Annotated in this window: 7 protein-coding genes and 1 pseudogene; 2 read left to right on the forward strand and 6 right to left on the reverse strand. The window is 60.6% G+C overall.

The features are described 5' to 3' along the window. Positions 1 to 121: 121 nt before the first annotated feature. On the forward strand, positions 122 to 1,390 hold the full coding sequence (locus HJB84_RS15410) for a patatin-like phospholipase family protein (protein ID WP_221116288.1): 1,269 nt from the start codon (positions 122 to 124) through the stop codon (positions 1,388 to 1,390). 74 nt (positions 1,391 to 1,464) lie between these two features. Here the strand turns inward: HJB84_RS15410 and HJB84_RS15415 are convergent, their stop codons facing one another. Beyond that, positions 1,465 to 3,366 (reverse strand): potassium transporter Kup, encoded by a 1,902-nt coding sequence (locus tag HJB84_RS15415; protein WP_207583899.1) that lies wholly within the window; start codon positions 3,364 to 3,366, stop codon positions 1,465 to 1,467. 156 nt (positions 3,367 to 3,522) lie between these two features. On the opposite strand from HJB84_RS15415, the pseudogene HJB84_RS15420 reads away from it, so the two are divergent. After that, positions 3,523 to 3,855: pseudogene (locus HJB84_RS15420) on the forward strand (chloride channel protein); the annotation flags it as partial. Positions 3,856 to 4,128: 273 nt separating this feature from the next. Here the strand turns inward: HJB84_RS15420 and HJB84_RS15425 are convergent. From HJB84_RS15425 to HJB84_RS15445, 5 genes are all read right to left on the reverse strand, one after another. Then, positions 4,129 to 7,944 (reverse strand): vitamin B12-dependent ribonucleotide reductase, encoded by a 3,816-nt coding sequence (locus HJB84_RS15425; RefSeq protein WP_221116289.1) that lies wholly within the window; start codon positions 7,942 to 7,944, stop codon positions 4,129 to 4,131. A gap of 589 nt (positions 7,945 to 8,533) precedes the next feature. After that, positions 8,534 to 9,124 carry a hypothetical protein gene (locus HJB84_RS15430; RefSeq protein WP_207583901.1) on the reverse strand — a complete coding sequence of 197 codons (591 nt, stop codon included), beginning with the start codon at positions 9,122 to 9,124 and terminating at the stop codon, positions 8,534 to 8,536. Positions 9,125 to 9,314: 190 nt separating this feature from the next. After that, positions 9,315 to 9,809, reverse strand: coding sequence for a xanthine phosphoribosyltransferase (gpt, locus tag HJB84_RS15435; protein WP_207583902.1), 495 nt, complete (start codon positions 9,807 to 9,809; stop codon positions 9,315 to 9,317). 240 nt (positions 9,810 to 10,049) lie between these two features. Continuing rightward, a complete protein-coding gene (locus HJB84_RS15440; protein WP_207583903.1) occupies positions 10,050 to 10,892 on the reverse strand; it encodes a universal stress protein in 843 nt (280 codons plus the stop codon). A gap of 108 nt (positions 10,893 to 11,000) precedes the next feature. Beyond that, on the reverse strand, positions 11,001 to 11,777 hold the full coding sequence (locus HJB84_RS15445) for a competence/damage-inducible protein A (RefSeq protein WP_221116290.1): 777 nt from the start codon (positions 11,775 to 11,777) through the stop codon (positions 11,001 to 11,003). Positions 11,778 to 11,914: the final 137 nt, after the last annotated feature.

Consider the following 11,914-nt stretch of genomic DNA (forward strand, 5'->3'; position numbering starts at 1 on the left):
TCGAAGTGAAAGATGGGCTGGATCGCCATCTCTGCGCAAATCCACTAGGACATTCCTACGCGCCGATCTTGATCTGGTATACATCGGATGTCGGCATTCTGTTAACGCGACACGATAAAGCATGTCAGAACACGAGCATCCCGAGGAAGACAGCGTCTTGTCTGGATCCGGCGAACCCGAGAAACCCGCGGAGCGCTATCAACTTGGCCTTTGCCTTTCGGGCGGCGGCTATCGGGCCATGCTGTTCCACGCGGGATCGCTGGCGAGGCTGAACGAGGCCGGTCTTCTGGCGAAGCTCGACATGATCTCGTCGGTATCGGGCGGATCCATCGCCTCCGGTCTGCTGGCCTATGTGTGGCCGCGGCTGGTCTTTAAGAATGAGGTCGCCGTCAACTTCAAGACGGAATATGTCGATCGCATTCTGGCCTTCAGCCAGGTCTTCGCCGATGGGCCGAGCTTTCTGAAGGGCGTGTTCAATCCCTTCTCGAGCGCGGCGGAGGAGGCGGCAAAACTCTATGAGCGACATCTCTTCAACGGAAAGTCGCCAAGCCTGAAAGATCTTCCGGGGTCGCCCTGGTTCGTATTCTGCTCCAGCAATCTCAGCACCGGTTCGCTCTTCCGCATGTCTAACCGCTATATCGCGGACTACAGGATCGGCCTGTCGTTTCATCCGGCACTTTCGCTCGCGACCGCGGTTGCCGCTTCGGCTGCATTCCCGCCCGTACTGTCACCGCTGCGATTGGACCTGTCGCAGTTTTCCTGGAAGAGGGAAAAACTCGATGACACGGTTGGCGAACCCGTTGCTCCGGACAGGGCGATATTGAGCGACGGTGGCGTTTATGACAATCACGGCATCGAGCCGGCGCTGAAACGCTGCGACTGCCTGCTCGTCAGCGACGCAGGAGCGCCTTGGCGCTCCTCCACCACCCGCGGATACTGGAACTATCTCTCCCAGCTCAAGCGTGTTCTCGATACCACCGACAATCAGGTGAGGTCGTTGAGGCGGCGAGACCTGGTCGCCGCCTTCAAGGCTGCAAAACTGGCGGATATGCTTGGCCTCGACGATCCCTCGAAATCGGCTCTGCGCGCAAGAACGCGTGGCGTCTATTGGTCGATCGACAGCAAGAACGCCGAACTCGAGCCATATGCATCTTACACGCTGCCGCCGTCCCCGGTCGTTCCCTCCGACGTCGGCACCTACGTTCATTTCTTGGGCGCTGAGGAGACGGAGCACCTGACGAATTGGGGGCATTACGTGTGCGACGCCATGCTCAACCGGTTTTATCAATCGCAGCTGGTTCCATCATTTGGGCCGCCATTAATTGCCGGCGCCGTGAAGCCATCTTGGACGGCGAGGGCCAGCAAGCGCCTATTCGACTTCCTGCTGTGAGCAGAGGGGCGACGAGGTTGAATACGGACAAAGATTGTTCCCGCGAGTGCGTCGGCGTCTGACGCTTGTAATATTCAGATCGTCGTCTGTAGGCCAAGTTCGACAACTCGGCCGGTTGGAAGTCCGAAATAGTCTGTCGCATTGCCGGCATTCTGCGCAAGCGTAATGAAGAGACGATCCTGCCAGAACGGCATGCCGCCTTTCTTGGAAGGCAGGATCGTCCGCCGTGACAGGAAGAAGGACGTGGACATGATGTCGAATTTCAGCCCCAGCTTACGTACCAGGACGAGGGCGCGGGGAATGTTCGGCGTCTCCATGAAGCCGAAGGTGACGACCAGCCGGCTGAACAGCGGATTGAAACTCTCCAGGAAAATCTTCTCGTCGTCGGGGACAAAAGGCGTCGTCGCGGTCACGACGCTCAGGATGATGTTTTGCTCGTGAAGTACCTTGTAATGCTTGAGGCTATGCAGAAGCGCAGTCGGTGCCCCTTCGACGTCGCTGGTGAGGAAGATGGCCGTGCCCGGCACAGTCGGTGGTTTCTTTTGCGCGAGCCTGTTGATGATCGACGCCAGCGGGATTTCGTCCATCTTCGTGCGGGCGGCGAGCAGACGACGACCGGACATCCAGGTCTGCATGATGAGACCCATCGTGCAGGCGACCGCGACTGGCACCCAGCCGCCGTCGGCGAACTTGGCGACGTTGGCGGTGAAGAAGCCCGCGTCGATCAGGAAGAGCGGCGCCACGGCCGCCGCGGCGCTTACCGGTTTCCAGTTCCAAACGCGTAGCATGACGACGAAGAGAAGCACCGAAGTGATCAACATCTCTCCAGTCACGGCGATGCCGTAGGCGGCGGACAGCCCACGCGAGCTACGGAAGTAGAGAACCAGCGCGACCACGAAGATGAAGAGGAAGGAGTTCACCTGCGGCATGAATATCTGCCCGGAATGGGCCTCGGAGGTATGCAGGATCTGCAGGCGCGGCAGCAAGTTGAGGTGCATGGCCTGACGGACAAGCGAGTAGGCGCCTGAAATGACCGCCTGACTGGCGATGACGGTCGCCGCCGTCGCCAGGCAGACCATCGGAATTTTCGCCCAGTCGGGATGCATGCCGAAGAAGGGGTGTTCGGCCATCTCCGGATTTGAGAGCACGAAGGCGCCCTGACCGAAGTAGTTGAGCAGGAGGCAGGGAAAGACGAGCAGGAACCAGGCCATCACGATCGGACGCCGGCCGAAATGGCCGAGGTCGACGTAGAGGGCCTCCGCACCTGTAACCGCGAGAAAGACGGCGCCCAGCACCGTCACTGTGATGCCGACGTTGTTTGTCGCATAGCGGAGCGCATGGAGCGGATTGACGGCCGAAAAGACAGCTGGATCGTCGAGGATATGGATCGCCCCGCTGAGCCCGAGCACCACGAACCACAGCGCCATGACCGGTCCGAACACTGCTGCCACGCCGGCCGTGCCGAAGCGCTGAACGAAGAAAAGCACAGCAATGATCGTGAGAGTTATCGGGACGATCCACGTCGACAAAGCCGGGGCAACCACCTGGATCCCTTCAACAGCCGACAATACCGATATGGCCGGAGTGATGATGGCGTCGCCAAGGAAGAGCGATGCGCCCGCAACGCCGAGCACGAGGACCCAGGCCGGCCTGCCGGAGAGACTTTCCCGAGCCAGCGTCATGAGGGAAAGTGTACCGCCTTCGCCACGGTTGTCGGCCTTGAGCACGAACGTGACATACTTCACGGTCACGACGATCGTCAGGGCCCAGACGATCAGAGAAAGGATTCCAAGCACGTTCTCACGATGCGATCCGCTTCCCGCGGTCGCATGGAGCGCTTCCCTGAAGGCGTAGAGCGGGCTGGTGCCGATGTCGCCGTAGACGACGCCGAGCGCCGCCAGGACCAACGCAGGCAAGCCGCTTTGCGTTTCATGTTCGAGTTCGGGATCCCGGGATCGGAGCTGCGGATAGGCCAAGGGCGGACTCGTGGTTTGGAGAAGCTCGGCGTCCGGATACGCCAGCAGGAGGGACGCTGTTAAATATGCAAGGCCATGCCGACCTCGTCAAACGAGTTGGGGGCTCAGGGGTTCCATGTACGACCTCGTCGAGCCTTTCCGGCCGAAGCCCCTGTCATTCCGGGCGACATCTTCGCGCCCTCGCTTGCAGTCGGCGCCCGCTTCGGCAGCACGGTCGGTTCGTTGCTCGGCACCAGCATCGCCCTTGCCACTATTCTCGGCATGGCCGGCTATTTCGCGGGCGTCGTGCAGGCCCCGACCCGATGACGGCTTTTGTCATCATCCTGGAAATCACCGGTGATCACTAAGCCATCATCCCGATCATGGCGATGTCGATGATCAGCTACGTGACATCGCGCATCCTGTGAGCCTCTCTATCACGGTCTGTCACGGGTGTGCGTCGCAGCCGCCATCCGGGCGCATCGTGCGATCGACAAAGAGTGTCCCTGAGCGACCGACGGGATGCTTCAGGATCGACGTCCAACACGCCCGAGCGGATTCTCTCGAAACGATGGGGCAGGATTCTCTGCCGAGGCTGCTGTCTCAACGCCCTTCGGCGTCCGGAAACGACGGCGAGAGTGCACTGCCCAAGCCTCGCACAATCAACAGGGATATCTCGAACGGGTTCGTCTCGCCCAAAGTTTTCGGCTTGGGGCGAGACGTATTCTGCGTTTCAGTGGCTGCCCGTCAAAATGAATGGCTGCCTATACATCCGCGCATTACTCAGCTGCACCCGCTCGTCGCACCGCACGTATCGCACTTCTCGCAAGTCCCATTCCGCACCATCGTGAAGTTCTGGCACTCCGAGCAGATGTTGCCGGTGTAACCCTGCATGATCGAGCGCTGGCGGCGTTCGGCTTCCACCTTCTTGGCTTCGGATTTCGCCGTTGCAGCGTCGGCTGCGGCCTTGTCGGAGAAGAGGGCGGTCGCGTCGCTGGTGATTTCCTCGGTCACCTCTTCGGCGATCTCTTCCGCCAATTCCTTGGCGCGCTCCTCGTAGTCGCGCTTGAAGGCGACGATTTCGGAGGTGGAGATGGCGACCGTCGGTTCCAGCTTGCGGGCGGCACTGCCGGCAAAGACGGTCACGGTGCCGGTGGACGTGGCGCGGGCTGGCGCTGCGGTCGCCGCACCCTTGGGTTCGCCCGCCTGGCGTTCGCCGCCGGTGCCGGGCACCAGCGTCGGCTTGTAGCCGCGGGTCCAGCCGGTGGAGAGCAGGTTGGTCTTGCCTTCCTGGATGCCCTTGCCGAGTGCGGTGTTCGAGAAATCAGACGTATCGACATGCGCGAGATCGTGGCGGCCGAGATAGGAGACGGCAAGTTCGCGGAAGACGTAGTCGAGGATCGAAGTGGCGTTCTTGATCGCGTCATTGCCGATGACCATGCCGGCCGGCTCGAACTTGGTGAAGGTGAAGGCCTCGACATATTCCTCGAGCGGTACGCCATACTGCAGGCCGAGCGAGATGGCGATGGCGAAATTGTTCATCATCGCGCGGAAGGCAGCGCCTTCCTTGTGCATGTCGATGAAGATCTCGCCGATGCGGCCGTCGCCGAATTCGCCGGTGCGGAGATAGACCTTGTGTCCGCCGACGGCGGCCTTCTGGGTATAGCCCTGGCGGCGGTTCGGCAGTTTTTCGCGTTCGCGGGAAACACGCTCGACCACCCGCTCGATGATTTTCTCGGTGATGGTGACGGCCTGGGCGGCGAGGGGCGCTTGCAGCAGTTCCTCCAGCGCATCCTCGTCGTCCTCGTCTTCGATCAGCGAGGCATTGAGCGGCTGCGACAGCTTCGAGCCGTCACGATAAAGCGCATTGGCCTTGAGGCCGAGCTTCCAGGACAAGAGGTAGGCGTTCTTGCAATCCTCGACGGTTGCGTCGTTCGGCATGTTGATCGTCTTGGAAATCGCGCCCGAGATGAAGGGTTGGGCCGCCGCCATCATGCGGATGTGGCTTTCCACCGAGAGGTAGCGCTTGCCGATCTTGCCGCAGGGATTGGCGCAATCGAAAACCGGCAGGTGTTCATTTTTGAGGAAGGGTGCGCCTTCCAGCGTCATCGCGCCGCAGACATGGACGTTGGCAGCTTCGATGTCCTTCTTCGAGAAGCCCATATGGTCGAGCAGGCTGAAGCTCATGTCAGCCAGCTGTTCGTCGGAAACCTTCAGCGTGTCCTTGAGGAAATCGGCGCCGAGCGTCCACTGATTGAAGACGAACTTGATGTCGAAGGCGCTCTTCAGCGCGGCGTTGACGGCTTCCACCTTCTCGTCGGTGAAGCCCTTGGTCTTCAGCGTCGACGGGTTGATCGCCGGCGCCTGGTTCAGGTTGCCATGGCCGACGGCATAGGCTTCGATTTCGGCAATCTGGCTTTCCGAATAACCGAGCGTGCGCAGCGCGTCGGGCACGGCGCGGTTGATGATCTTGAAGTAGCCGCCGCCGGCGAGCTTCTTGAACTTGACGAGGGCGAAGTCGGGCTCGATGCCGGTGGTGTCGCAATCCATGACGAGGCCGATCGTGCCGGTGGGCGCGATCACCGAGACCTGGGCATTGCGGTAGCCATGCTGTTCGCCAAGCGCGAGTGCCTTGTCCCAGGCCGCTTTGGCATGGGCGACGAGATCCTGGTCGGGGTTTTCCGAATGGATCAGCGCGACCGGGTCGATCGACAGGGCCTCATAGCCAGAGGTCTCGCCGTAAGCGGCGCGGCGATGGTTGCGGATGACCCGCAGCATGCTCTCGCGGTTTGGCGCGAAGTTCGGGAAGGGCCCGAGTTCGCCGGCCATTTCGGCCGAGGTCGCATAACATACGCCGGTCATGATCGCGGTCAGCGACCCGGCGATGGCGCGGGCCTCGGTGGAGTCGTAGGGAATGCCGGTGGACATCAGCAGGCCGCCGATATTGGCATAGCCGAGGCCGAGCGTGCGGTATTCGTAGGAGAGTTCGGCAATGCGCTTCGACGGGAACTGCGCCATCATCACCGAGACTTCGAGCACGACGGTCCACAGGCGAACCGCGTGTTCGTAGTCGCCGATATTGATGCGCTTGGTGGCCTTGTCCTTGAACTGCAGCAGGTTCAGCGAGGCAAGGTTGCAGGCCGTGTCGTCGAGGAACATGTATTCCGAGCACGGGTTCGAGCCGCGGATCGGGCCGCCGGCCGGCGAGGTGTGCCAGTCGTTCATCGTCGTGTTGAAGTGGATGCCCGGATCGGCAGAGGCCCAGGCGGCATAGGAAATCGTTTCCCAGAGATCGCGCGCCTTCAGCGTCTTCATCACCCTGCCGTCCTTGCGGGCGGTCAGGTTCCACTCGCCGTCAGTCTCGACGGCGCGCAGGAAGTCGTCCTTGATCGAGACGGAGTTGTTGGAGTTCTGGCCCGATACAGTGAGGTAGGCTTCCGAATCCCAATCCGTGTCGTAGGTCTTGAATTCGAGATCCTTGTAGCCCTGGCGGGCGAACTGGATGACGCGCTGGACGTAGTTTTCCGGAACCTGGTCCTTCTTGGCGGCGCGGATTTCGCGCTTCAGGGCAGGGTTCTTGCTGGGATCGTAGCAATCGCCGTTATCGCCGCCTTCACAATTGAAGCAGGCCTTCATGATCGCCTTCAGGTGCTTGGCGACGACCTTCGAGCCGGTGACGAGGGCCGCCACCTTCTGCTCTTCCTTGACCTTCCAGTTGATGTATTCCTCGATATCGGGATGGTCGATATCGACGACCACCATCTTGGCGGCGCGGCGCGTCGTGCCGCCCGATTTGATGGCGCCGGCGGCGCGGTCGCCGATCTTCAGGAAGCTCATCAGGCCGGAGGAGCGGCCGCCGCCGGACAGTTTTTCGCCTTCGCCGCGCAGCATCGAGAAGTTGGAGCCGGTGCCGGAGCCGTATTTGAACAGGCGCGCTTCACGCACCCAGAGGTCCATGATGCCGCCTTCGTTGACGAGGTCGTCCTCGACCGACTGGATGAAGCAGGCGTGCGGCTGCGGGTGTTCGTAGGCCGACTTCGACTTGGTCAGCTTGCCGGTGAAGGGATCGACGTAGAAATGGCCCTGGCCGGGGCCGTCGATGCCATACGCCCAGTGCAGGCCGGTGTTGAACCATTGCGGCGAGTTCGGCGCGACGCGCTGGGTGGCGAGCATATAGGCAAGCTCGTCCTGGAAGGCCGAAGCATCTTCCTCAGCAGAGAAGTAGCCGCCCTTCCAGCCCCAATAGGTCCAGGTGCCGGCAAGACGGTCGAAAACCTGGCGCGCATCGATTTCGGAGCCGGTCTGCTCATCCTTGGACAGGGTCTTCAGCGCCGCATCGTCGGGAACGGAGCGCCACAGGAAGGAAGGAACGTCGTTTTCCTCGACCTTCTTCAGCCGGGTGGGAACGCCGGCCTTGCGAAAATACTTCTGCGCCAGAACGTCGGTCGCGACCTGGGAGAACTGCGCGGGAACGTCGATATTCTCGAGGCGGAACACGATCGAACCATCAGGGTTCTTGATCTCGCTCGTCGCCTTGCGGAATTCGATATCCGCATAGGCGCCGTGTCCGGCCTTGGTGAAACGACGTTCGATGCGCATGGTCTTAACCTCGTGTTGGCGCCCGATCCCCGCGACCAGGGCGCAAAATTCCTATCCGGCGGCACTTTTGTCGTCGTGCAGCCAGTCTCGTTTCCGTATTGTCACAGGGGTGTCATCCGGAGATGCCCTTCCTGTATCTTGTGGTGATGGTGGCTGCAAACACTAAATATAGTATTAACAGCTTATTATCGCCAGTCCCAATGTCACTTTTTTTGGAGGCTGAAAACCGCGCAGAAATCCTGTCAGGCCTGAACCGTTCCCGGCACATTACCCTGATTCCGCGTCTAATTTTCAAAAGGGAACCGGGCTCGTTACCTCCGGTCCTGTCGCCGCCGCAACATCAGAGACAGTAAGTTTGAAACAGGTGATTCCGTCAAGGGCTGGCTCTTAATAGATTGCTAACCACAACATCTTGTGGATGCGCCTGTGGAGATTGGGGAAAGCCGGGGAGCCCTGAAATTACAATGGCTTGCACGCGTCGCCGGCTAAGGAAAGTGCTGGAACGGCAAAAAAACGTCCCGCGGCAAATCTTGTGATGGCATTTCCGGCGCAAATGCGCATGCCGATTCGGCGAGGAAATTCGCACTCTTCAGAGCGCATCGATGGCGATGGTGACGGTGGCGACGCCGATCGGCCTGTCCTCTTCGTCCATGACGACGAAGCTCGCCTGCGTTTCGAGCATCTGGGTGGATTCGTTGCGTTCCGCCCGGTCGATGAAAATCTCGCGGGAGCCGTTGGCGAAAGTTCTGAGGTATTTTTCCTCGTCGCCCTGCCAATAGTCGGCGGTGATGGTGCTTTGCCCTACGTTCAGCCCATGACTGTCGGTGACGAAAAATTCGACGATCGCCCCCTGCGAGGCGTCCTGCCTGGTTTTCAGGTAATGCGACACGGATTTGTCGAGCAGCAGCTTGACCATCTGCAGGTGGTGCTGATCGACCTCCGACCGGTAGATCTCGTCGAGCACCCGCATATCCATTTCGCTGACATTGCCGAACTGCGCATTCTGCTCGGCGATGGCTTTCAGCACCAGCGGCGTTTCCACCATTGGCCGGATCCGCGTCTCGACATAGTCGCGCACCAGGGGAATATAAGCAGGCTCGGCGCGGGCAAGCGTCGGCGGAAACAGAAAGGACGCCAACCCAAGGGTTACAGCCGCTCCTATATGCACCCACCGCGCCATCTTGCTTCCCTGTACCGTATCGTCGCTGCACGCTTTAAGCGCAACTTGAAACGATTCGCACCCCGCTTAGTATATGAGTATAAGGTAAAATAGATCTGCAGATCCCGATAGCGGATTCACGAGGCCGGGTTGACAAAATCTGGAACAATTTCAAGTGGTAAATATTAGGATCGCGCGCTCTGATCGGCGATCAGCGCGGACCCTTGGCAATCGGCTCCTGGTAGGTGAAGCCCATGTCCCAAGGGAAGTAGATCCAGGTATCCTGGCTCACCTCGGTGATGAACGTATCGACGGTGGGAACGCCCTTCGGCTTGGCATAGACGCAGGCGAAATGTGCCCTCGGCATCATGGTGCGTACCTGGACAGCGGTCTTGCCGGTATCCGTCAGATCGTCGACGACGAGCACGCCTTCGCCGCCATTTTCCTGCAGTTCGAGCGCTATTCCCTTGAGCAGCGTCATGTCGCCCTGGTTGACATAATCATGATAGGAGGCGACGCAGACGGTCTCGATCAGCCGGATGTTCAATTCGCGCGAGATGATCGCGGCCGGGACGAGGCCGCCACGGGTGATGCAGACGATCGCCTTGAACGTCTGGTCGAGGCCGGCAAGCCGCCAGGCAAGCGCGCGCGCATCGCGGTGGAACTGATCCCAGGAAACGGGAAAGGCTTTATCGGGAAGGGACATCGGGCTGCTCCGCGGCATGAAAAAACAACACGCCGTTTGCCGGCGACCGGACGAGCTTGAGGCGGCAATCGGCCAAACCAGAAATCGCGCGAGTTGCAACTGCGCGAGATCGCGAGTTGCAACGCGCGAGTTCGCGAGCTGCACTGCGCGAGTTGTGGCCGAGGCTCGAAGCGTCATCGGTCGCCGCAATTAACGGAATTTGCCGGTAAAAGGCAAGAGCGCCGATGATGGCGGCAACCATCAACGCGACAACAGAGTCAGCGCCGTCATCGATTGCAGCAAGGTCTTCGTCGTACCGCCGAAAATCATCTGCCAGAGCCAGGAATGCGTATAGGCGCCCATGACGAGAAGATCGATGCTGTCGTCCGAAAGCCGGTTCTCGATGACATGCGAGGTGTTTTTGTCGACGCTTCGGGCCGTCGCAAGCGTAGTCTTCACGCCGTGGCGGGCGAGTGTCGCGGCGATCTCGGCGCCTGGCGTCAGCGGCGATTGCAGCGCCGTGTCGGCCGGATCGACCGAAAAAATCTCCACCTCGTCGGCGGCCTTGAGGATCGGCAGCGCGTCGAAGGTGGCGCGCGCCACCTCTTTCGAGCCGTTCCAGGCGATCAGCACGCGCTTGATCGGCTTTGGCTGGCGGATGATGTAGGGGATAATCAGCACCGGCCGGCCCGTTTCGAACAGGAAACTGTCGACGTCGACATGGCTGTCGGAGGGTTTGGCCGGGTCGGCCTGCGAGGCGATCAGCAGATCGGCGCTGCGCGCGCTTTCGATCAGCGGTGCGGAGCCGTAGCCGGTTGATGTTGCAAAGCTGCGCCATTCGGAGGAGCCGCCCGATGCTTCCGCTTTAGTGCGAAATATCCGCTCGACCGCGATCGTTTCGCCATGCGCCATATCCTGCAGCGCCTGCACGGCGACAGGATCGGGGATTTCCATCGGCGCCACCAGCGGCACGGCGGAGATGGTTTCGGCATGCAGGCCGATCACATGAGCACCGCTTTCGGCGGCGAAGGCAAAGGCGAAATCGGCAACCGCGCTGCTATTGTCCGTTGTATCGAGAATGGCGAGAATGGTTTTGTAAGACATATCAATTCTCCTTGCGCTGAAATGGCGTGCGCGAGGGAAGGAATGCACCGGACCGTTCTTCCGTTCCTTGACGGGGATCAAGCTCGGTCGCCGGCTCCGGCATTGTCCTCAAGCCTCGGCGGAATGGTTTTCGGCGATGTCCTTTCGCTGGCGGATGGCCTCGATCATGGCGTGCACCTCGGCGCCGGCCGCATCGATCGCCGCCTGCGAGCGACCGCGCACGACGATCTCTGTCGAGAATTTCTGGCCGATATATCGGGGATAGGAACCGATGCTGGTTTCCGGATGGGCTTTCTGGATCGCGGTCAGCGGCGTGCCGATCTCGCCTTCGCCGTAAGGGCAGGCGATGGCGAGCGAGAGCACCGGCGTGCCGGTTCGAAGCGTCGGCAGCGCATTGTCGACCATTGCCTGGAAGACCTGCGGCACGCCGGCCATCACATGGACATTGCCGATGATGAAGCCCGGCGCCGTCGACACCGGATTGGCGATATGGACAGCTCCGCGCGGCATGCGCGCCATGCGCTGGCGCGCCTCGGTGAATTCCATCTCACGGCGACGGTACATATCGGCCAGCAGCGTCATCGCCTCTTCGTCATATTCGCAGGGCACGCCGAACGCCTTGGAAATGGCGTCGGCGGTGATGTCGTCATGCGTCGGCCCGATGCCGCCTGAGGTGAAGACGTAATCATATTTGCTGCGAAGCGCGTTCAGCGCCTCGACGATCGCCTCCTCGTCGTCGGCGACGATGCGCACCTCCTTGAGGTCGATGCCGGAAAGGGTGAGCAGATCGGCGAGGTGGCCGATATTCTTGTCCTTGGTGCGGCCGGAAAGAAGTTCGTCGCCGATGGCGAGCATGGCGGCGGTGACGACGATGGCAGGGCTCATGGGATGTTCCGTGAAGTGGGGCTGGTGAATAGGTAGCGTCCTTCGGCCCCTTTGCAAACAGCTATCAGGCGCGTTCATTCCCGCTGGAATGAGAAGCGCAAGTGAATTTTCGTCCACGGGCGTTGAACACTGAGTTC

The organism is Rhizobium sp. NZLR1b (assembly GCF_019685155.1).
Taxonomy (GTDB): domain Bacteria; phylum Pseudomonadota; class Alphaproteobacteria; order Rhizobiales; family Rhizobiaceae; genus Rhizobium.

What these genes read in the sequence shown, in the direction of transcription:
- HJB84_RS15440 (WP_207583903.1), bottom strand. Translation starts at nt 10,892, where the DNA reads ATGTCTTACAAAACCATTCTCGCCATTCTCGATACAACGGACAATAGC.
- HJB84_RS15445 (WP_221116290.1), bottom strand. Translation starts at nt 11,777, where the DNA reads ATGAGCCCTGCCATCGTCGTCACCGCCGCCATGCTCGCCATCGGCGAC.
- HJB84_RS15430 (WP_207583901.1), bottom strand. Translation starts at nt 9,124, where the DNA reads ATGGCGCGGTGGGTGCATATAGGAGCGGCTGTAACCCTTGGGTTGGCG.
- gpt (WP_207583902.1), bottom strand. Translation starts at nt 9,809, where the DNA reads ATGTCCCTTCCCGATAAAGCCTTTCCCGTTTCCTGGGATCAGTTCCAC.
- HJB84_RS15425 (WP_221116289.1), bottom strand. Translation starts at nt 7,944, where the DNA reads ATGCGCATCGAACGTCGTTTCACCAAGGCCGGACACGGCGCCTATGCG.
- HJB84_RS15410 (WP_221116288.1), top strand. Translation starts at nt 122, where the DNA reads ATGTCAGAACACGAGCATCCCGAGGAAGACAGCGTCTTGTCTGGATCC.